This is a genomic window from Planococcus halotolerans, from assembly GCF_003289955.1.
Classification (GTDB): domain Bacteria; phylum Bacillota; class Bacilli; order Bacillales_A; family Planococcaceae; genus Planococcus; species Planococcus halotolerans.
Genome location: NZ_QLZR01000001.1, coordinates 432,524 through 453,055 on the forward strand (window position 1 = coordinate 432,524; position 20,532 = coordinate 453,055).

27 protein-coding genes, 1 tRNA gene, 1 pseudogene and 1 riboswitch are annotated in these 20,532 nt (G+C 45.9%); of the genes and pseudogenes, 10 read left to right on the plus strand and 19 right to left on the minus strand.

What is annotated here, in order from left to right:
• Positions 1 to 38: 38 nt before the first annotated feature.
• The 6 genes from DP120_RS18330 to DP120_RS01995 all read left to right on the plus strand — a co-directional run bounded on the left by DP120_RS18330 (position 39) and on the right by DP120_RS01995 (position 4,846).
• Positions 39 to 135, plus strand: a tRNA-Sec gene (locus DP120_RS18330).
• Between the two features lie 305 nt (positions 136 to 440).
• Positions 441 to 1,451, plus strand: a complete 1,011-nt coding sequence (locus tag DP120_RS01975; protein WP_112221501.1) for a glycosyltransferase — start codon at positions 441 to 443, stop codon at positions 1,449 to 1,451.
• Between the two features lie 22 nt (positions 1,452 to 1,473).
• Positions 1,474 to 2,523 (plus strand): selenide, water dikinase SelD, encoded by a 1,050-nt coding sequence (gene selD / locus DP120_RS01980; protein WP_112221502.1) that lies wholly within the window; start codon positions 1,474 to 1,476, stop codon positions 2,521 to 2,523.
• 116 nt (positions 2,524 to 2,639) lie between these two features.
• Positions 2,640 to 3,395 carry a phosphonate ABC transporter, permease protein PhnE gene (gene phnE / locus DP120_RS01985; protein ID WP_112221503.1) on the plus strand — a complete coding sequence of 252 codons (756 nt, stop codon included), beginning with the start codon at positions 2,640 to 2,642 and terminating at the stop codon, positions 3,393 to 3,395.
• Positions 3,396 to 3,408: 13 nt separating this feature from the next.
• Entirely contained in the window at positions 3,409 to 4,170 is a 762-nt protein-coding gene (phnC, locus tag DP120_RS01990) for a phosphonate ABC transporter ATP-binding protein (protein WP_112221504.1), read from the plus strand.
• A 67-nt stretch (positions 4,171 to 4,237) separates the two neighbouring features.
• Positions 4,238 to 4,846, plus strand: coding sequence for a polysaccharide deacetylase family protein (locus tag DP120_RS01995; RefSeq protein WP_240611941.1), 609 nt, complete (start codon positions 4,238 to 4,240; stop codon positions 4,844 to 4,846).
• Positions 4,847 to 5,146: 300 nt separating this feature from the next.
• Here DP120_RS01995 and DP120_RS02000 read toward each other — a convergent pair.
• Positions 5,147 to 5,353: pseudogene (locus DP120_RS02000) on the minus strand (thioredoxin domain-containing protein); the annotation flags it as partial.
• A 172-nt stretch (positions 5,354 to 5,525) separates the two neighbouring features.
• Positions 5,526 to 6,431 (minus strand): phosphate/phosphite/phosphonate ABC transporter substrate-binding protein, encoded by a 906-nt coding sequence (gene phnD, locus DP120_RS02005; protein ID WP_112221506.1) that lies wholly within the window; start codon positions 6,429 to 6,431, stop codon positions 5,526 to 5,528.
• A 212-nt stretch (positions 6,432 to 6,643) separates the two neighbouring features.
• Between phnD and DP120_RS02010 the strand changes: the two genes are divergently transcribed.
• The gene (locus tag DP120_RS02010) at positions 6,644 to 7,903 is read left to right on the plus strand and encodes a YeeE/YedE family protein (protein WP_112221507.1); all 1,260 of its coding nucleotides are present in this window, start codon (positions 6,644 to 6,646) and stop codon (positions 7,901 to 7,903) included.
• A 68-nt stretch (positions 7,904 to 7,971) separates the two neighbouring features.
• Here the strand turns inward: DP120_RS02010 and queE are convergent, their stop codons facing one another.
• From queE to queC, 3 genes are read right to left on the minus strand one after another with little or no spacing between them, the layout of a single operon-like run.
• Complete coding sequence (gene queE / locus DP120_RS02015) at positions 7,972 to 8,679, minus strand: 7-carboxy-7-deazaguanine synthase QueE (protein WP_112221508.1); 708 nt, start codon at positions 8,677 to 8,679, stop codon at positions 7,972 to 7,974.
• On the minus strand, positions 8,676 to 9,101 hold the full coding sequence (gene queD / locus DP120_RS02020; RefSeq protein WP_112221509.1) for a 6-carboxytetrahydropterin synthase QueD: 426 nt from the start codon (positions 9,099 to 9,101) through the stop codon (positions 8,676 to 8,678). The genes queE and queD overlap by 4 nt, the downstream gene beginning before the upstream one ends.
• Entirely contained in the window at positions 9,098 to 9,763 is a 666-nt protein-coding gene (gene queC, locus DP120_RS02025; protein ID WP_112221510.1) for a 7-cyano-7-deazaguanine synthase QueC, read from the minus strand. Before queC ends, queD begins: the two co-directional genes overlap by 4 nt.
• Positions 9,764 to 9,770: 7 nt before the next feature.
• Positions 9,771 to 9,814, minus strand: a riboswitch (PreQ1 riboswitch).
• A gap of 208 nt (positions 9,815 to 10,022) precedes the next feature.
• Here queC and pdxS point away from each other — a divergent pair.
• Both pdxS and pdxT read left to right on the plus strand, forming a co-directional pair.
• On the plus strand, positions 10,023 to 10,907 hold the full coding sequence (pdxS, locus tag DP120_RS02030; protein ID WP_112221511.1) for a pyridoxal 5'-phosphate synthase lyase subunit PdxS: 885 nt from the start codon (positions 10,023 to 10,025) through the stop codon (positions 10,905 to 10,907).
• Positions 10,908 to 10,909: 2 nt separating this feature from the next.
• Positions 10,910 to 11,500, plus strand: a complete 591-nt coding sequence (gene pdxT / locus DP120_RS02035) for a pyridoxal 5'-phosphate synthase glutaminase subunit PdxT (RefSeq protein ID WP_112221512.1) — start codon at positions 10,910 to 10,912, stop codon at positions 11,498 to 11,500.
• A gap of 222 nt (positions 11,501 to 11,722) precedes the next feature.
• On the opposite strand, the gene DP120_RS02040 is transcribed toward pdxT, so the two are convergent.
• The 12 genes from DP120_RS02040 to DP120_RS02090 all read right to left on the minus strand — a co-directional run bounded on the left by DP120_RS02040 (position 11,723) and on the right by DP120_RS02090 (position 18,625).
• Entirely contained in the window at positions 11,723 to 12,499 is a 777-nt protein-coding gene (locus tag DP120_RS02040) for a sulfite exporter TauE/SafE family protein (RefSeq protein ID WP_112221513.1), read from the minus strand.
• 58 nt (positions 12,500 to 12,557) lie between these two features.
• The gene (locus tag DP120_RS02045) at positions 12,558 to 12,785 is read right to left on the minus strand and encodes a sulfurtransferase TusA family protein (RefSeq protein ID WP_084243844.1); all 228 of its coding nucleotides are present in this window, start codon (positions 12,783 to 12,785) and stop codon (positions 12,558 to 12,560) included.
• Between the two features lie 293 nt (positions 12,786 to 13,078).
• Complete coding sequence (locus DP120_RS02050; protein ID WP_112221514.1) at positions 13,079 to 14,206, minus strand: MBL fold metallo-hydrolase; 1,128 nt, start codon at positions 14,204 to 14,206, stop codon at positions 13,079 to 13,081.
• Positions 14,207 to 14,250: 44 nt separating this feature from the next.
• Positions 14,251 to 14,646: a DsrE/DsrF/DrsH-like family protein gene (locus DP120_RS02055; RefSeq protein WP_112221515.1), complete on the minus strand. Its 396-nt coding sequence runs from the start codon at positions 14,644 to 14,646 to the stop codon at positions 14,251 to 14,253.
• A 37-nt stretch (positions 14,647 to 14,683) separates the two neighbouring features.
• The gene (locus DP120_RS02060) at positions 14,684 to 15,253 is read right to left on the minus strand and encodes a sulfurtransferase TusA family protein (protein WP_112221516.1); all 570 of its coding nucleotides are present in this window, start codon (positions 15,251 to 15,253) and stop codon (positions 14,684 to 14,686) included.
• 236 nt (positions 15,254 to 15,489) lie between these two features.
• The gene (locus DP120_RS02065) at positions 15,490 to 15,786 is read right to left on the minus strand and encodes a rhodanese-like domain-containing protein (RefSeq protein ID WP_112221517.1); all 297 of its coding nucleotides are present in this window, start codon (positions 15,784 to 15,786) and stop codon (positions 15,490 to 15,492) included.
• 18 nt (positions 15,787 to 15,804) lie between these two features.
• The gene (locus tag DP120_RS02070; protein WP_112221518.1) at positions 15,805 to 16,170 is read right to left on the minus strand and encodes a rhodanese-like domain-containing protein; all 366 of its coding nucleotides are present in this window, start codon (positions 16,168 to 16,170) and stop codon (positions 15,805 to 15,807) included.
• Between the two features lie 21 nt (positions 16,171 to 16,191).
• Positions 16,192 to 16,671: a DsrE/DsrF/DrsH-like family protein gene (locus DP120_RS02075; protein ID WP_112221519.1), complete on the minus strand. Its 480-nt coding sequence runs from the start codon at positions 16,669 to 16,671 to the stop codon at positions 16,192 to 16,194.
• Positions 16,672 to 16,822: 151 nt separating this feature from the next.
• Positions 16,823 to 17,083: a metal-sensitive transcriptional regulator gene (locus DP120_RS02080; protein WP_112221520.1), complete on the minus strand. Its 261-nt coding sequence runs from the start codon at positions 17,081 to 17,083 to the stop codon at positions 16,823 to 16,825.
• 167 nt (positions 17,084 to 17,250) lie between these two features.
• On the minus strand, positions 17,251 to 17,403 hold the full coding sequence (locus DP120_RS18335; protein WP_165843694.1) for a rhodanese-like domain-containing protein: 153 nt from the start codon (positions 17,401 to 17,403) through the stop codon (positions 17,251 to 17,253).
• Positions 17,404 to 17,473: 70 nt separating this feature from the next.
• Complete coding sequence (locus tag DP120_RS02085) at positions 17,474 to 17,857, minus strand: DUF302 domain-containing protein (RefSeq protein WP_112221521.1); 384 nt, start codon at positions 17,855 to 17,857, stop codon at positions 17,474 to 17,476.
• A 198-nt stretch (positions 17,858 to 18,055) separates the two neighbouring features.
• A complete protein-coding gene (locus tag DP120_RS02090) occupies positions 18,056 to 18,625 on the minus strand; it encodes a class I SAM-dependent methyltransferase (RefSeq protein ID WP_112221522.1) in 570 nt (189 codons plus the stop codon).
• Between the two features lie 320 nt (positions 18,626 to 18,945).
• Here DP120_RS02090 and DP120_RS18645 point away from each other — a divergent pair, with 320 nt between their 5' ends.
• Positions 18,946 to 19,146, plus strand: coding sequence for a YbbN family protein (locus DP120_RS18645; protein WP_240611942.1), 201 nt, complete (start codon positions 18,946 to 18,948; stop codon positions 19,144 to 19,146).
• Positions 19,147 to 19,219: 73 nt separating this feature from the next.
• Here the strand turns inward: DP120_RS18645 and DP120_RS02100 are convergent, their stop codons facing one another.
• A complete protein-coding gene (locus tag DP120_RS02100; protein ID WP_112221523.1) occupies positions 19,220 to 19,810 on the minus strand; it encodes a class I SAM-dependent methyltransferase in 591 nt (196 codons plus the stop codon).
• Complete coding sequence (locus DP120_RS02105; RefSeq protein WP_112221524.1) at positions 19,803 to 20,525, minus strand: aspartate/glutamate racemase family protein; 723 nt, start codon at positions 20,523 to 20,525, stop codon at positions 19,803 to 19,805. Before DP120_RS02105 ends, DP120_RS02100 begins: the two co-directional genes overlap by 8 nt.
• Positions 20,526 to 20,532 lie beyond the last annotated feature (7 nt).

Sequence of the window (20,532 nt, forward strand, 5' to 3'; positions counted from 1 at the left end):
TGATTTTCAATATACAATTAAAATCGCTTACTGATTATGGGGTTGGATGAGTGACTGGTGTCTTCCTGGGTCTTCAAAACCCTGAGGGACCTGCGTGCCAGGTCCGGTGGGTTCGATTCCCACACGATCCCGCCAATACATAATTGATGCAAGCCGCCGATTCGGCGGCTTTTTCTATGATAAAACAAGCTGGCGTAAATTTGCGTGCGATTAAAATGATTTGCGTGCGATCCGGGACTGCTTGCGTGCGGTTAATTTCATTTGCGTGCGATTAACGCTCTCTTGCGTGCGTTCCGCCCAATTCTCGACGATATTATTGAAATAAAGGATCATCAAGTGGTTAAAGATGACAAATTACACTAGTTTCAAGATAATTAGATGGAGACATCTTATATCCAGCTAGTTCTTCACGCCAAAACACATAAAGGATTGGATCAACGATGAAAATAGTATTGGCCGCGCCCAATTATCCGCAGCCGCGAGGCAACACTGTAACTGTGCGAAGAATTGCAGCGAATTTGGAGAAAATTGGCGTACGGACTGAAATTGTTTCAATTACAGGAGAAAACTGCGCCCGCACATTACCGGAAGCGAACCTGGTGCATGGCTTTCACGCCTATTACTTCCATCAGTTTCTGCAGCAGCTTGATCAAAAACCGGAATCTTATATCATCACGATGACCGGCACTGATTTGAATGCGGATCTTTTTAATCCTGAAAAACGCCCTAAGGTTCTCAGCACGCTGGAAGGCGCCCAGGCGATCCACGTTTTTGATGAAGCCGCAAAAACCACTGTGCTGCAGGAAGCGCCGCAATTCGAAGGAAAAGTCTTCGCGATTGCCCAAGGCACCAGCGAATTTTCTCCGACGCACAGTTCCCAGCTCGAAAAAGAAGCGGACACATTTTTATTCGTATTGCCGGCGGGCATCCGGAAAGTGAAAAATATCCCGTTTGCCATCAACGCTATCCGCAAGCTTCATGAAGACTTTCAAAATCTTCGCCTGTGGCTGGCTGGCCCTATTCTCGAACAAGCGGAAGCGGACATGGTGCTCGCTTTGGCGGAAGAACATGCCGACTGGCTGACATATATCGGTGAAATTCCCCATGCGGAAATGGGCGCTGTTTTCGAAAAAGCAGACGTCGTGCTGAATACTTCCCATTCAGAAGGGCAGCCCGCCGCGATTCTGGAAGCGATGGGTTATGGCAAACCGGTTCTGGTTTCCAACGTTCCTGGCAACAAAGGAATGGTTGAAAATGGAAAAACCGGGTATTTGTATAATGACCAAAATCAATTCCTTGATTACGCAGCCAAGCTGATTAATAATAACGAAGCAAGGCAACGCATCGGCATGCAGGCAAAACAATATGCGGCCGATCACCATTCCCCTTCCTTCGAAGCGGAAGCTTTGCTGAAGATTTATACTTCAATCACACAGCAAGACAATACTTAATATAGAAAAGAGGCGGATCCTAATGACTGAAAAAGATATGGTTAAATTGACTTCTTTATCATCTAAAGGTGGTTGAGGATGCAAAATTGGTCCTGAGGACCTGGCGCAGGTTCTGCGTCATTTACCGAGAAATGCAGAAAACCCTAATTTACTGGTCGGGCTGGATACAGCCGACGATGCCGGTGTTTACAAAATCAGCGACGATGTGGCGCTTGTCCAAACTTTGGACTTTTTCACACCAATCGTCGACGATCCTTATATGTTCGGACAAATCGGTGCAGCCAACTCATTGAGCGATGTTTATGCAATGGGCGGCAAGCCGCTGACCGTTATGAATATCGTGGCGTTTCCGATCAACACGCTTGATAAGAGCATCCTGGCTGACATTTTAGCCGGCGCTTCCGATAAAGTGAAAGAATCCGGCGCCACTTTGGTTGGCGGACATTCAATCGACGACGAGGAGCCGAAATTCGGATTATCCGTGACCGGCACGATTCACCCTGACCGCATCCGCTCCAACGCTGGTGCACAGGCTGGCGACCGCTTGATTTTGACCAAGCCGATTGGTGTCGGCATATTGACGACAGCCATCAAACGGGACTTGCTTGAAAAAGACGATCTTACAGAAGTGATGGACGTTATGGCTACGCTGAATAAAAAAGCGGCTGAAGCGATGGAAAACTATACCGTCAATGCATGCACGGATGTAACTGGCTTCGGCCTTCTTGGCCACACGATGGAAATCGCAAAAGGCAGCAGCACCGGTGTAACAATCTACAACGATGAAGTACCAGTTCTTTCAAAAGCAAAAGAACTTGCCGAACAGAACATCATTCCCGGCGGCACTTATAAAAATCACAAATGGCTTGCAGCCGATATCGATTACGCGGACAACATCAGCGAAATCGATCAGCTTATCCTATGTGACGCTGTAACTTCCGGCGGCTTATTGATTTCTGTTCCGGCAGCTGAAGCTGATGCACTGCAGCGCGATCTTCAGAGCAGCGGTGTTCAATCTTCAATTATCGGAGAAGTTACCGAAGACAATGCGGGACGCATTAAAGTTATCTAATTAAAAGCGTTAAAGACTGTACAATAAAAACAAGGACTCGCAACGAGTCCTTGTTTTAAAATTACAGGCAATACGATAAGCCGTAGCGGCATCACCAAAGAATAGAGTTGATTTTGATGTGGTTTAAAAAGAGAAGTTTAATAATATACGCTTTATTGGTTGTGGCGATATTCATCAGTATGCGGCTGACTGAGTTCGATCTGACGAAATTCCGGGATTTCTGGAACATGATAGACTTCTTGTCGCAATGGTTCCCGATGGATTTCACACGCCTGCCCGGTATGCTTGAAGATACCCTGGCCACTTTGGCGATGGCGTTTCTCGGCAGTTTTCTTGGACTGATTATCGGTCTGCCACTGAGTTTTCTGGCAGCGCGGAATACAGCACATTCCAAGCCCGTTTTTCATTTTTTCCGGGTGGCACTCAGTTTTGTGCGTTCTGTACCGGAAATCGTCTTTGGTTTGATTCTCCTGACTACACTTGGGCTCGGGCCATTCCCGGCAGTTCTGGCGATTACATTCCATAATATCGGCGTCATGGGCAAACTGATTTCCGAGCTAATCGAAGCGGCGGATACCGGACCACAGGAAGCGATGAAAGCGGTCGGCGCAAAACGCTGGGTCGCTTCCCTCTTCAGCATTCTTCCCCAAATTTGGCCGAATGTCCTGTCCAACTTTTTCTATCGTTTCGAAGTGGCGATCCGCACTTCATTGATATTGGGATTCATCGGCGGCGGCGGCATCGGCCAGCGTCTGTTCAATGATTTCAATACGTTTAACTATTCATCTGTGTCGCTCGACGTCCTGATCATCATGGTCATGGTAATTCTCGTCGATTCGCTCGGAAGCTTTGTCCGGAATCGTGTTATCTAAAGGAGGCATGAAAATGCTTGAACTGAAAAATGTATCAGTCCGGTACCCAGGAATGAAGAAAAATGCCCTTTCCGATTTGAATTTGTCTTTTGATAAAAATGATTTTGTTTGTGTACTGGGAAAAAGCGGCGCCGGGAAATCGACATTCATCCGCTGCATCAACGGTTTGCAGCAGCCGACTGAAGGCGAAATCCGCTTTGACGGCACCCCGATGTCTTTTCAAAAAGAAGAGCTGCGCCAGATCAGAAGGGAAATGGGGATGGTGTTTCAGCATTTCAACCTGATTCCCCGCATGAGTGTGCTGCAAAACGTGCTGACCGGACGCTTCGGTTACCGATCCACATTTAAAAACCTGGTCGGCTGGTTTACAAACGATGAAATTCAGGAAGCCAAACGCATCATCGCGGAAGTCGGATTGACAGAAATGGAAAACCGCCGTGTCGAGAATTTGAGCGGCGGCCAAAAACAGCGTGTCGGCATCGCGCGCGCGCTTGTTCAGCATCCGCGTATTCTTCTGGGTGACGAACCGGTTGCCAGCCTGGATCCCGGAACATCAAACCGTATTTTCTCTTTATTGCAGGAAATTCATGAACGACTGGGTTTATTGACCATCATCAACGTGCACGATATTGAACTTGCCAAACGCTATGCAACGCGAATCATCGCCTTGAAAGACGGCGAATTGATTTTCGATGGCAAGCCCGAAGACTTCACAAGTGAGGAATATGAGGAAACATACGAGTCCGAACAGCAGAACCTGTTCTTCCAGATTTGATATAATCTTCTTAAGGAGAGTGATTTTGATGAGAAAAAGTCCATGAGCAGTCAATTCGTCCAGGGTCGTGTACGACTCTCAAAATCCGGAAATACTGGCCTCAGTTCCGAATCGGAACCCGGACAGGAAAACCGTCATTCTCACTTTTGACGATGGGCCAAGCAAAGCCTTGCCTGACATACTCGATATATTGAAGGACTCCGGGACACCCGCTGTTTTCTTCTGGCAAACTCGCCTTTTGCACAAGGAAAGACCGTGGAAAAGAGTTTTGGCGGAAGGCCATCAAATCGGCACCCATACCGTGAAACATAAAAACTTAGCGTATAACATGACACAGCAGCAGCAATACGACGAACTGAAAAAGAGCGTGGACGCGATCGAACACCTCACCGGCAATCCGGTGACATTCTTCCGTCCGCCTTATGGTCAATTCAATGATGATACCCTTCAGGCAGCCAAGCGTTTGAATCTGAAAACCGTCATGTGGCGAATCGCCTCGATGGACTGGGAACTGAAAGACGACCCCGAACAGATTGTCGCGAATGTCACCGACCATCTGGAAGACGGCGCCATTATTTTATTGCATGAGTTAAGCCAAACGGTCAAAGTCCTGCCGCAGCTGATTGCCGCCATTAAAGAGCAGGGGTATGAGTTTGCTGTACTTGAAACCGAATAACGTATGAATGTATGAAAAGCTTGCTCCCTTCAATTGGATGCAAGCTTTTCTTGGCTTAATACACTCCTTTCGTTTATTCCCAACTTGAGTCTGAATACACCCAACTTCCATCGGTTTATTCCCAACTTAGGCCTGAATACTCCCAACTTCTCCACTTTTACTCCCAACTTGCTTAAAACGCCTTAAAATAAAAACTTATAGCCTGTGCGTTTCATATTCCTGTCCAAAAAAAGCGCCGCCAGCTGACAGTCCACGAATTGCTTCGTGCGGCTGACGCTGGGGCGCTTTTTTTTATAGAATTTAAGATTCTGCAAATTCCTTCAACGGCTCTTCCGGCATAAAGCCGACAGACCGTTTTACTTCTTTCCCATTTTTAACGAGCACTAAAGTCGGGATGCTCATAATGCCGAATTGCTCTGCCAACTCTGGAGCATCGCTGACAACCACTTTATAAAAATCTACTGAATCAACTTGTTCAGCAACGTTTGAGACCACCGGTCCCAATTGGGCGCAAGGCCCTCAACCATTCGATCCAAAATTTAGGACTACAGGTCTTTCATTGTTTTCAACAAGATTTGCATACTCTTCTGCCATAATTGTTTTAACCATGAGATATCCTCCTTTAATCTATACAAAATATTTTATACCCGCTATTTCTGACGGCTATGCGTTTCATTCATTATTCTTCGATAATGCCTTCTTTGATGGCTGCCTGTTTGATGCTTTCGTAATCTTCCGTAGTGGCTTCAGTAAAACCTGAAGCGCCGAATGCATCCAGGATCACCTGATCTTCTATCGCAAGGAATGCTTCCTGCAGCTTGTTAACCGTTTCTTCGTCGATGCTTTCACGGACTGCCCAAGGATATTGGAATAATTCTTCCGATTCCCAGATGGTCTTAATCTGTTCACCGTCAATTTTGCCCGATTCCACCAACTGGTTGTAAATCGCGCTGTCGATTGCACCGGCATCCACTTGCTTGTTTTGAACCGACAAGGCAGTGGCATCGTGTGAACTTGTATTGCGCACTGAATTGAATTCATTTTCCTGCTGTGATTCATAAACTCCGCGGTCCTTCAATTCGATGGACGGAATCAATGAACCCGAAGTGGAGTTCGGATCACCGAACGCAAAATCGATGTCCTGCGGATTTTCCAGCAAGTCTTCAAGTGAATTCCACGGGTTATCAGCATGTGTGATGATGTACGAACGGTAGAAAGGTTCTCCGTCCACCAATGACGTAATAATCGCCTGCGCGTTGCTGTTGGCGTTCGCGATAACGAAAGTCAATGGCCCAAGATATGCCATATCGATCTTGTCGTAATTCATCGCTTCTACCACACCGTTGTAGTTAGGATATACATCCAGCTCCACTTCACGGTCCAGCTCTTCACTCAAATAAGTCTGGAGTTTATCCATCGCTTCTTCCATTTCCCCTTCTGTCTGGGCAGGAATAACACCGATTGTAAAGGCTTCCTCAGAGCTTTCAGTTGCCTGCTCTGTATTTTCTTCTTCTCCTGCGCTTCCGCAAGCCGCCAAAAAGATGGCCAGGCTCAGCAAAATTGCCGTAATCCAATACTTCTTCATCTACTGCACCTCTGCTTCTATTTATTTCCTCATTTCATTCAAATGAAAATAAGATTGTGCTGTAGTAATTATTCAACAGACTTCGAGCACAAGCAAGGAATTTGTCTTGTGCATACGTTACTGCTTTCAGGTTTAATAAATTGACTTAAAAACAGCTAGACATTATTATAGAAAAATATTCCCGACTAAATTAATAGGAAAAGGATGTTATAATTTTGACCACTACACAAGTTCAACCTGTTAACGATACAAAAGGACCGATCGCAAGAGAAAGTCTGGCACTGAACGCTCCGCAAAAAGCCTTGATTGCTGGCGGAGTAATTGTCGGATTTCTTTTACTCGTCTATCTGCTTGCCACACAGCACGTTTCCCAGTCAATGCTTCTTGGGATCGGCCTGCTGCTTGGCTATACTTTATTCCATGCACGCTTCGGCTTCACTTCAGCGTTCCGGCGCATGGCGTCAGTCGGTAATGGGCAAGCGATGCGCTCCCATATGCTGATGCTCGCAGTAGCGGTTTCACTGTTCGCTCCAATTCTTGCATACGGCACGACCTTTTTCGGCGGCCCGGTTGCAGGATACGTCTCACCGGTTGGCGTCAGTCTTCTGGTTGGTGCTTTCATGTTCGGCATCGGCATGCAGCTCGGCGGCGGCTGTGCTTCCGGTACACTTTACGCGATAGGCGGCGGTCGTACCGTCATGTTCGTGACGCTGATCTTCTTCATCGTCGGCGCGACAATCGGTGCATATCACTTACCGTTCTGGACAGAAGAAATGCCTGCGTTTGCACCTTATTCCCTTGCCACTTCGACTGGTTTTGGCTACGGTGGCGCATGGCTTGTTTCGATTATTCTCTTCGGTTTGATTGCGTGGATTACGCTGATTATCGAGAAGAAACGCAAAGCACCTAAAATGGCGCCTGTTCCATCTGCAAAAGGGTGGAAACGAATCCTTCGCGGTTCATGGCCTTTATTCGCTGCGGCAATTGCTTTGGCATTGCTTAATGCACTGACATTAATGACACGCGGCGCTCCTTGGGGCATCACGTCCGCTTTCGCACTATGGGGGTCCAAAATCGCAGGCGCATTCGGTGTCGATGTCGCGAGCTGGGGCTATTGGCAAGGTGCCAATGCCGCTTCGCTTGAAGCTTCTATTTTCGCCGACTCCACTACCGTCTTGAATTTCGGTGTTATCCTTGGCGCGTTCATCGCTTCCGCTGCCGGAGGCTTGTTCAAATTCACACAAGTCACTGCAGGCAACTTCGCCGCTTCTGTAATCGGCGGCTTGCTGATGGGTTATGGCGCCCGCCTTGCATTCGGCTGTAACATCGGCGCCTACTTCGGCGGCATCGCATCGTTCAGCCTGCACGGTTATATCTGGGGAATCCTGGCGCTTGCCGGCACATTCCTCGCGCTGTACCTCCGTCCGTTGTTCGGACTGTCGGTGCCAAAATCCAATGATTCTGTGTGCTGATTGGTGAAATAAATGATAAACAATAAAAAGGATGGCCTGTCGAAACGACAGGCCATCCTTTTGTTATTTTATACACCACGTTTATTTCCCCATACCAAAGCATGCAGCTGCGGCAGCACTTTCACATCGTTCATGATGGAAGAATCTGTACTGAGGTCAATCAGCCACTCATACCGCTCCAGTAAACCGGCAACCAGACGTGCATCATCTGTTGTCGTAATGTCGTCATTTCCGACCTGGAGGAAAAATGGAACGGTCGGATAGCGAAGATGGAGCTGTCCGGCAAATTCGAAATCTGTTTCATCGAAAACCACGATTTTCAAACTGGCATTCGAATCTAGCAGTTTCTCCATGAAGACATCGAGTTTATCAAAATCAGTGACCATCCCGGAACTCGGCGGCTTTGGAGAAAGTGTAATATCATTAACTTCCAATAACCAATCCTGCCAGATTGTCGCCTGTGTTTCCACGGCCACTTTCCACTTTTCCTCATGACAAAGGCTGATGAGTTCTCCTATTCCCTTATGGAGAAGCGGGTTCCCTCCTGAAATGGTGACATGGGAAAAACGGCTTCCGCCAATCCCTTTCAGTTCCTCAATGATTTCACTTGGCTGACGGGAAGTGCTTTTGCCGGTGCCATCCCATGTGAAACTGGAATCGCACCATGAACAGGAATAATCACAGCCGGCAGTTCGGACAAACATGGTTTTTTGGCCGATGACCATTCCTTCTCCCTGAATCGTCGGACCGAATACTTCCATTACAGGGATCTTCATCGCAGCCACCCCTGTTCCGGCCGGTAAACAACATAACTTGTCGGCGTTTCTCTTACTATGACTTGAAGGCACGAGGGTTTATTGTCCCGTGTTTTCAGAATTGCCTCGATCGACTGCCAGATCTGTTCAGCCAGCCGTTCAGTTGTCGGGAATTTTCCATTGAATTCGGGATGATCGTTCAACACCGAATGATCGTATTTCTTATGGATTGCATCTTTCAGCAATTTGAAATCAATTAAAAAGTCAGAAGCATCAAGCTCGTTGCCAGCCACCGTTACATTTACAAAATACGTATGTCCATGCACAGTCTGACACTTCCCCGCTTCCGCGTGCGGAATGAAATGCGCTGCTGAGAAGTTCATATCTTTATTCAATTCAAATCGGTAAGCATGCGGGACTGACGGATAAAATTGCTGCATCATTTTACTGCACCGCCGGACTTCGCTGCCAAATAAGCTTCCAGGCCATCGTTTCGCAACTGGCAAGCCGGACATTCCCCGCAGCCGCTGCTCGGTACCCCGTTATAACAGGTCACCGTTTTTTCCTGTACAAATTCGAGTGCCCCGAATCGATCAGCAAGCTCCCACACCTGTTTCTTATCGCGCCACATAAGCGGCGTATGAAGGACGAATTGAGCATCCATCGCCAAATTCAGCGTTACATTGAGCGATTTGATGAAAGTATCGCGACAATCCGGGTATCCGCTGAAATCCGTTTCGCTCACTCCGGTAATGATGTGCTGTGCTCCGATTGTCTGGGCATAAACAGCAGCAAATGACAGGAATAAATGATTTCTTCCCGGAACAAAAGTCGAAGGCAATTCTCCCTCTTCTTCGTTGATTGGAATTTCATTCCGTGTAAGGGCATTGGCGGACAATTGATTGATCAATTGCATATCCAACACTTTAAACGGCACATTCAATTCTTCTGCAATCTTTTGCGCATGCTCTATTTCCACTGCATGGCGCTGGCCATAATCGAATGTAATTGTGGTAACTTCCTTAAATTTCGATAATGCCCAAAAAAGACAGGTTGTACTATCCTGTCCGCCACTGAAAACGACGACCGCCTTTTCATTTTTCATTTAAAACATCTCCTTAGTTTTTTTAAGAGGGATTTCGCGAACCTCTATTTTTCGAACATTTTTCATAATACCATATTTGACGGAAAGGGCGTCAATTTGTACTTACCTTACTTAACTAATAAAAGAATGCACCATACTAATTTCTTTGTGTACTTGACTACATCAATAATCTGACCTTTTAAATAAATCAAAACTGGCCATTTCTATATGGTCAACACCCTTTATACTTAAGTTATCAATCTTTAAGGGGGAATATTATATGAATCAACAAGGAACAAATCGTGTAAAAAGAGGCATGGCTGAAATGCAAAAAGGCGGTGTGATCATGGATGTCGTAAATGCGGAGCAGGCACGTATTGCCGAGGCAGCAGGAGCTACTGCTGTCATGGCTTTGGAACGTGTACCTTCAGATATCCGCAGAGACGGCGGTGTTGCCCGCATGGCTGATCCCCGCATAACCGAAGAAGTGATGAAGGCTGTTTCGATTCCCGTTATGGCAAAAGCACGTATTGGACATATTGTTGAAGCGCGGGTGCTTGAAGCAATGGGTGTCGACTATATCGACGAAAGCGAGGTCCTGACTCCGGCTGATGAAGAGTTCCATTTATTAAAGGAGCGTTACACAGTGCCTTTTGTCTGCGGTTGCCGCAACTTGGGAGAAGCAGCCAGACGGATTGGTGAAGGTGCATCCATGCTTCGGACAAAAGGCGAGCCAGGAACAGGAAATATTGTGGAAGCTGTTCGCCATCTGCGCCAAGTCAATTCTGAAGTCTTGAAAGTGGTTCATATGAGCGAAGACGAATTGATGACAGAAGCACGGAATTTAGGTGCATCCTATGAATTTCTCCGTGAAGTAAAATCACTGGGACGCTTACCGGTAGTCAATTTTGCTGCCGGAGGGGTTGCTACACCTGCAGATGCCGCATTAATGATGGAATTGGGTGCTGATGGAGTCTTTGTCGGGTCCGGAATCTTCAAATCGGAAAGTCCTGAAAAATTCGCGCGTGCAATAGTAGAAGCGACTACACATTATCAGGATTACCAATTGATTGCGGAATTATCAAAAAATCTTGGAATCGCTATGCAAGGTATAGAAATTTCTACAATCGCCGCTGGTGAACGCATGCAGGAACGAGGCTGGTAGTAATGAAAAGAATTGGAGTTCTTGCGCTGCAAGGAGCTGTCCGGGAACATCTTCAAACCATTGAAGCATGCGGCGCCAAAGCTGTTCCTGTAAAAAAACCGGCAGAGCTACTGGACTTGGATGCACTTGTGTTGCCAGGAGGAGAGAGTACTACAATGCGCCGCCTCATTGACCGATACCGATTCATGGACCCGTTGCGTGATTTCGCCGAGACCGGAAAGCCGATGTTTGGAACATGCGCCGGACTGATTCTGCTTGCCGGGGAAGTAGCAGGATATGAGGAACCTCATCTGGGCGTCATGGATGTAAAAGTGGAACGTAATTCATTTGGACGCCAAATCGACAGCTTCGAGGCTGATCTGGAAATTAAAGGGTTAGATGCTCCCTTTAATGCGGTCTTTATCCGTGCTCCGCATATTATCAGTGCCGGACCAGACACAGAAGTGCTTTGTGAATACGATGGAAAAATCGTGATGGCGCGCAATGCACAATTCCTTGGCTGTTCATTTCACCCTGAATTGACATTAGACCACCGGATCACTGATTATTTCATCAATATGATTTCGGTTGAACACCAAAGCATTACAATTTAACTTTAACCTTTAACTCATTTTAAGTTGAAAAATTTATTTGTATATATATTAAAAACAGGTGCAGAAAAGTGATTACTTTTTCTGCACCTGTTTTGATATAGATAGGAGTTTGCTGATATCAACCTTTAAATCCAAACTGCTTTTCAAAATTGATCATTCCCTTTCCACTATCATAACTAAAAAGAAAAAGGAATGTTTTTTAGTATTCAAATCATTTTGGGGTTACAGAATATCCATCCAGATTTTAATGGCTGTGCCGAGAATCAGCAGTGCCAATATCCATTGGAGGTAATTCGTGTTCATCTTCTGGCCAAGTTTGGCGCCAAGTGGTGCGGCGAGGATACTGGCCACAATCATGACTGCCGCAGGACCATAAAGGATCTGGTCCGTGACGATCTTACCGAAAGTCGACCCGATGGACGAAATGAATGTGATGGCGAGTGAAGTCGCAATCGTCATCCGCGTCGGGATTTTCAAGACGACCAGCATGATCGGCACCAGGATGAAAGCACCCGCAGCTCCGACGATGCCTGCTGCGATTCCGACGATGAATGCCAGTCCAGCCGCCAGCCATTTATTGAATGTCACCTCTTCCAGCGGGATGTCATCGACTCCTCCTTTCGGAAGGAACATCATGACAACCGCAATGGTTGCCAAAATGGCGTAAACGAAGTTGATGGCCGCTTCCGAAAGAAGCGTCGAGCCGTAGCCGCCGATGAAACTCCCGACCAGGATAGCTCCACCCATGTAGGAGATCAGGGTTTTATTCAGATAACCGCTGCCCCGGTATGCCCAAACACCGGCGATGGTGGCGAAAAACACCTGGATCGCGCTGATGCCGGAAACTTCATGGGCGCTGAACGCCGTATAGCCGAGCATGACCGGGATATACAGCAGCATCGGGTATTTGATGATCGAACCGCCGATTCCGACCATTCCGGAGATGAAGGAACCGATGAAGCCGATCAGGAAAATGACGATAATAAAATCAAAACTCATCTTTTGTCACCTCTTCGAAAAGCGAAAAGGGTATCAAAGCGATACCCTTTTACGGCTCTTAGCCTTTCTTGATCCAGAATTTAAGGACGTCGCCCGCTTCTTCAATCTCTAATAGTTCATGGCCGCCTGATTTTGCCCAGGCAGTCATGTCAGCTTTTGCTCCTTTATCAGTCGCAAGGATTTCCAGGATTTGTCCTGATTCCATGTCTTTCATTTCTTTTCTTGTTTTCACGATCGGCATTGGGCAAGCCAGGCCTTTTGCGTCTAATACTTTATCTGCGTTCATCAAAATCTCTCCTTTTGGGTTTTAATTAATTTGAATTACTAATCGATATTCCGCAAAACAGCTCGCTTGCCCAAAACCGTGCTCCTGCATCGCTACGCTAGCTTCGTCGCAAAGCGCCGGCCGAATTACATTCGGCCACACTTGGCTCGCGCTAAGCTAACTCGGGCTCGTTTCCCTTCGCCCAAGTGGATCTCAGCACTTCGCTTGCTCCCCAAGGCGTCTTCGCTGTTTTGCTCCATATCTAAGTTATTTCTTAACTTCGAAGTGTTATTTATAGTTTATATGGTTACTACTTACCGAACCGCACAACGGTTTGGCCCGATTTCCATTTCACGCTGAACTTCTTCATCAGGCGTGATTTTGCCCATGTTTGTACTGCGGATATCCTGATAAGCGTTCGGCTGCGGCGGCAGGTTTTTCGTTACCATGTCGCGGAACTCCTGCTCATCTTCGATATTCAATCCGTGGTTTTCCTTGAACAGGTCGCCCAGTTTTCTCGCGACGCTTCCATCTTCATTTAACTCATCCATGATCATGAAGTGAGCCGGCAAAACGATAAGCTCGTCAGCCAATTCTGCATAACGGCTGTAAAGCGATTCACGAAGGTCGCCTACCCAGTCTTCCGCAAGGCCTGCAAGGTCAGGGCGTCCGATGGAATCGATGAACAGGATGTCGCCTGTCATCAAGTACTGATCGTCAACGATGAATGATGTTGAACCGATTGTATGCCCCGGTGAGTATAATGCTTCAATTTCAATTTTCGCGTCGCCAATGGCAACTTCCAGCCCATTAACCAATTCCGCATAGTCGAATACGACTTCTTCAGCATCCGCCGGCGGCAGGTAGTATGTTGCGCCTGTTGCTTCAGCAATCTGGCGTCCTCCGGAAATGTGGTCTGCGTGCAAGTGCGTATCGAATACATGCTTGATCTTAGCACCTTTTTCCTGCGCGAAATCCAAGAAGATATCAGCCATGCGTGTTGCATCGATAATAGCGGCTTCACCGTCTGAGATTGCCATGTAAGAAAGGCAGCCTTTTCCGATGCGGACGAATTGATACAATTCCCCGCCATTTTTCAAATCGCCGACTTTCACTGGTTCCAGGTGTTCACTCCAAGCTTTCATGCCGCCTTCAAGGTACGCCGCATCGACGCCTTCTTCATCAAGCATTTTCGCTACCATGACAGAAGATCCTTCTTTCGCGCAAACGACAAGAATGTCTCTTTCTTTCGGAAGTTCTGAAACCACTTCTTCGACACCGTCCAATAAATCAAAATAAGGTGTATTCAGATACTGAATGTTGCCGCCTTCGATTTTCCAGTCGGCGAAAGCGTCGCCGTTTCGTACATCAAGGATAAATAGCGGCTTGTTTTCAATTACTTTACGTGCTACTTCTTTTGCAGTCATTGCTTTTACTGTCAATTGGAATACCCCCATCTATAAGTTTTTTCGTTAATAATTTTTATTTAGAATGTTAATGTAACGTCTGCGTCTTTTGCGAATTCAAGGAATGTGACCGCTCCGCCAACATCAATGCCGTCGACAAAAGCTTCTTTTTCAAGGCCGAATAAATCCATTGTCATTTGGCAGCCAATGAATTTCACGTCAAGTTCCTGCGCCATTTCAACCAGTTCCGGGATTTCCGGTACATTTCCTTTTGCTAATCCTTCAGCGATTTGTTCCTTGCCTTCAGGAAGCGGCAATTGGCCGTATGCTTCTTTATTGATCAGGTTCAACCCTTCGAATGTGAAGAAGATTGCCACTTCGTGATCACTTGCCGCTGCTGCTATTGCGATATTATAGACTTTATAAGCATCGAATAATGTGCCATTTGATGCGATGATTGCTGTTTTTCCTGCCATTTAAAATTCCTCCAGTTAAGTTGTATTTTAAAATTGCTTATGCGTTGTTTTGCTCCGTTTCGCCGTCCCATTGAGTCATGCCTTCTACTGCATTTTTCACACGAGTGAATCCTTTGTCAGCCAATTGTTTTGCAGCGAAATCACTGCGGTTGCCTGTGCGGCAAATAACGATTACTTCTTTTTCAGCATCCAATTCCTGTGTACGGTTTTCCAATTCGCCAAGCGGAATGGAAACTGCGCCTTCGATATGGCCGAATGCGTATTCGGCAGGTTCACGCACATCAAGTACAATTACATCGTCGCGGTCCAGCTGTTGCTGCAATTCTGCGTTCGTTACTGTATGCGGAAACTGAACTTCTTCTTTTTCTTCTGCCTGATCCGCTTTGCGCAAATAATGCTTCAGCACATCGCCGTCTTCGGATGAACCAAGATATTGGTTTCCGCTGCTTTTTGCCCAGGCTTTCATATCAGCCAAAGAACCTTTATCTGTTGCTTGGACTTCGATGACCTCGCCTGGCGCCATCTCGTTCATCGCTTTTTTCGTGCGTACGATCGGCATTGGGCATGCAAGCCCTTTTGCATCTAGTAATTTATCTGTTTGAATCATTTAAATTCCTCCTGATTTACCCACCGGGGTATATTTTTATTTAAAAAATTTTAAAATAAGTCAATCTTATAAAATCAATATTCCGCAAAACAACTCGCTTGCCAAAAACCGTGCTCCTGCATCGCTCCGCTGCTTCGTCGGCATTCGCCTGCTCCCCAAGGCGTCTTCGCTGTTTTGCTCCATATCTTAGAGACTACTCGAAGCAAACTATAGCAGCCTTCTATTTAATACAGTACTTACTCAGCCGGCCCGTCCCAATCTATCATACCGCCGTCCATATTGATTGCATTGTAGCCATGGTTTACAAGAATGTTTGTCGCCATTCCACTGCGGCTTCCTGAACGACATACCATGATGTGTTCCTGTGATTTGTCGATATCATGCATACGGAACTCGATCAGGCCTAAAGGGATATTAACAGAGCCAGGAATTTTCCCTGCCTTTACTTCCTCTGTTTCCCGTACATCAATTATGGATACATCTTTATTGTTTTTTATATATTCCTGTACTTCTTGTGCAGTCATTCTTTTCATTTGTTATTCCTCCTTAGTTTACGAGCGGTAGCTTCCCATGCCGCCTTTTACATTAATCACATTAATAAAACCATTTTTGTTTAGGATTGAAGCTGCTTTGCTGCTTCGCATGCCGCTTTGGCAAATAACGTACGTTTCTTTATTTTTGTCGATTTCACTTACTCGACCTGGCAATTCATTCAACGGAATGTTCTTGAATTCCTTGATGCGGTTTGACTTAAATTCTCCAGGCGTCCGTACATCGATGAATTGTTTATCTTTGCTCTTCAATTGTGATTTCAAATCGTCAGTGGAAATGGATTTCACACCTTTTGCCGGTGACATGGCGCGGTAAGCCATAAAGACGATTACAGCTCCGATTAAAACGACTAACCAAGTATCCATACTGTCCCTCTTTTCCTTCTATTAAATGAATAGATTCACTTGACCATTTTCAGCATCCGCAAGATAAGCGGCTACGCCTGCGTAAGTAACGTCATCAAGCAATTCTTCCTGTTTCAATCCAAGAAGGTCCATTGTCATCGTACATGCAACAAGATTGATCTCCTGTTCCTGCGCCATTTCGATCAGCTGCGGCATTGTCATAGAATTATGTTCTTTTATAACGTGTTTGATCATTTTTGGTCCCATACCCGCCATGTTCATGTTGGATAAACCAAGTTTGTCCGCACCGCGCGGCATCATTTTCGCAAACATCTTTTCAAGCATGTTCTTTTTCACTGCCGGCGGATGGTCTTTCCGAAGTGCATTCAATCCCCAGAATGTGTGGAAGATCGTCACTTCATGATCATAGGCTGCTGCGCCGTTCGCAATAATGTAGGCTGCCATTGCCTTGTCGTAGTCTCCGCTGAATAATATGATGTTAGTTGATTTTTTCTGTTCCAATCAAATTCTCTCCTCTGTTTACCCCCAGGGGTATTTAAAATGTTAAATAAAAAAAGTTCACCGACTTGAGCAACAGAGAAATTAAATACCTACAGGGGTATCCTAACATCCGAAATGAAAGTTCGTCAACCCGAAAGTTTGACGAACTTTCTTAGCGGCTTTTCACAAGCAGACTGACTGCGTCTTTTACAAGATTATTTGTGCTTTCACCCTTTTCAAGGCTTTCACGCACACATTGCTCCAGGTTTTCACTGACAATCACGCCGATTGCACGATCCACTGCGCTTCTGACAGCAGACAATTGCGTAACAACGTCGCGGCAGTCGTCGTTTTCTTCCACCATGCGGAGCACACCTTTTAACTGACCTTCAATTCGCTTTAAGCGGTTCTGGACTTGTTTATCATATTCCATCTTTTCTTGCCTCCTTATTTGATCTCTTGATTAATACTATACCATGATTATATACCCCTAGCGGTATAATTCCAAGTAATTGAACTGAAGATTAATAAGGGATAATCCGTTGACCTTTACCCAGTTTAGAAATAAACATTTTTGCGGTCAAGGACTATCCTTTCCTTCTATTTGAACGGTATATTGATCAATTGAACATGATCGCCTTCAATTTTCCAGTCTTCCGATTCCTCTTTGCTGCGGACATCCAATACATAAATCGGTTCATTCTTAAAAACCTGATCAGCCACTTTCTTTGGTGATACGGATTTCACTGTCATATACAATTCCTCCTTGCCAATAAACCCTTAATTACCGCACGGGGTATATTGAGTGCTAAAAAAATTTGGCTTAGACTGTCTTGTCGATACAGCCGATCAATCTTTCTTCAATATCCACTGCGATTTCTTTGATCGATTCATTATTGACCATCTGAATTAGCGCACTTGGTTTAGGCATGCCGATTTTTGTAATGCCTTCCTCTTCGTAAACAACAATTTTACATGGAAGGAAATAGCCGACCATTAAATCTTCCGACAGGACGCGGTTTGCTTCCTGCGGGTTGCAAACTTCAAGTATGGTATACGGCGTATTGAAATCCGTTCCTTTTTCCTGAAGCTTTGCCGTCAAATCGAAATTCCAAAGCACCCCGAATTTCTCATCCTTCAAGTTCGCTTCCAAATCCCGGACTGCTTCGTCCTTGCTCTTGCTTGTTTCTACTGTGTAATCAAACATTTGTATGGCTCCTCTCTTTTAAGTACTCATTCTTTTGATAAATTTCCCTCATTAAAAGCGTATAAAACATTTTTTATCGAATTAAGCCGTTAGTACTGAGTGAAAATAAGGAATAACAGAAACGCGATTCCTGCCAGGAACGCAAATATTTGAGATGGTCATAAAGCTTCCAAAGATCTTTCATACAGGCTCCTTTCGTCATGCAAGTTTGGCAATAATGCCGTAATTTTTCTCATTCAACTGAATAATTTCTGTACTGAAACCATTTTGCCCGAGAAGAGCGCTCATGTCCGCTGAAGAAATTTTATCTTCCAGCGGCGGGCCGATTTCCGTTTCGACCGTTTCCCACTCAATCAAGAGAAATTTTCCATCCGGCTTTAAAATCCTCTTTATTTCTCTTAAAGCTTTTGCGGGATCCGGCACTTCATGGATGACGAAAGCGGCCATCACTTTATCCACGGAACAATCGTTTAATTGAATATTTTCCAGGTCGCTTTCGATATAGCGGATATTGGCCACCCCTTTTTTTTCAGCCAGTTCCTGCAATAATGCCAGCATCTTCGGTTCGATATCCACCGCGAAAACCTGGTTTTCTGTTTTTGCCGCCAGCGGCAGGGTGAAATAACCGTTTCCGGAGCCTAAATCCGCGATTGCATCGTTCTTGTTCAGATTCAAATACTCAACAATCTTTTCCGGAGGCAATGAAGCTATTCGTTCTTCACTGTATAATACAGCCGCTTCCTCCGGATTAAATCTCTTCTCAACCATTCCGCAACCTCCTTTACAACATTATTCTATATACCCCAATGGGTATCTGCGTAAATAGGATATCGCGATGAATATCAATAGACAACTGATACGACTCGGAGTCTAAATGGCAACTCATTGTTTTGAAGGATTGCTGAAAAGGGAATGGGACAAGTAAAACCGATGACGGTAGAAAAGTCAGGAGTGAAGTAAAAATGAAAGAACTCGTTTCAATGGAAGAAGTTAAATCTTTCAGCGAAGAGCCCGGATTGCAGTTTCTCTATGTTCTGACTACCAGTTGAAGTGTCTGCCATGGGTTACTTCCTCAGGTTGAGGAAGCGATGAATGATTTCCCGAATATCCAGACCCGCGTTGCCAATGCCGAGGAAACCCCCGAAATTGCCGGCCATTTCTCTATCTTCACAGTGCCGGTCCTAATTTTATTTGCGGATGGCAAAGAGATGTTGAGAGAAGCCAGATTTGTTCATGTAGAGGAGTTTAAATTGAAAGTCAGCAAAATATATGAAGGCTTTTACTCTTAAATCCCATAAAAACAGCGAATGATTCTTGTGGAATCGTTCGCCTTTTTATTATGAATGGAAGATCAATTGCAGCTTACGGCTTCTGTCCCACAAACTGGATGACATGGGACAATCCATTATGGAGGTCTCCTTCATGGCGCGTAACTTCCCCGAGGAAGAAATGGACGATCCGCCAATCACTGAATGTCTGCAAAAAGTCTTCCGGGCAGTAGAGAAAATCCAAATCTTTTGGACCGCCGCTTTCGTATGGGATTTGATATTGGGAATAGACTTCCGCTATAAAATACCCTCCCGGCTTAATGGCTTCTTTAGCTCCTTGAAGAGTTTTCCGTCGAACCTTGCCAGGGAAATGGCCAAAGACATTCACAATTCCGTCCCATTGGTTCTGCTGCCACTGCGCTTCTGCCAAATCGACCAGCTCCGTGTTTACGTTGACGCCTTTTTTTGCTGCCAGTTTACCCACTTTATCCATTCCGGATTCGGCATAATCCCATGCCGTGACCTTCAGCCCCTGTTCAGCCAGGAACACGGCATTTCTGCCTTCCCCTTCTGCGATGGTCAATACTTCCCCTGACAAAGCGGGCTGTACTTCCTTCAAAAAGACATTTGGCTCAGTTCCATACAGGTACTTTTTATCTTTGAAACGATCATTCCAGTTACTCATTGGTATCCACTCCTTTTTCCTGGTCGTTCTTCAATGCTTCATTCACCGCCGCCACCGCATGGATCTGCGCCGTATCAAAAACTGGCACATCCGCATCTTCCGGCTTGATCAGTAAACCGATTTCGGTGCAGCCGAGGATAATTCCTTCCGCTCCTTCCGCCATCAAATCCCGAATGGCCTGCTGAAAAGTTTCCCTGGAAGTCTGTCGCAAGTCGCCCGCAACCAATTCCTCAAAAATGATGCGGTTAATCTCACCGCGCTGTTCACTCGGCGGCACCAGCACTTCAATGCCATGCGACTCGATGCGCGAGCGGTAAAAATCCTGCTCCATCGTATAACTGGTGCCGAGCAAACCGACTTTCACCAGGTCCTTGCTGCGGATTTCCACAGCGGTTGTATCAGCAATATGTAGCACTGGAATTGAAATCTTTTCTTCAATCTGACCTACCACTTTATGCATCGTATTCGTGCAAATAACGATAAAGTCTGCTCCTGCCTGCTCCATCTTTTGCGCCACTCTGCCCAGCTGTTCCCCGGCTTCCTGCCACTGGCCGGCAGATTGAAGCCGTTCAATCTCCTCGAAATCAACACTATAGAGCAGACATTCCGCAGAATGCAAGCCGCCAAGCTTCCTGTTCATCTCCTTATTGATCGTCCGGTAATATTCAAGCGACGATTCCCAGCTCATGCCGCCGATTAAGCCAATTGTCTTCATTGCTGAT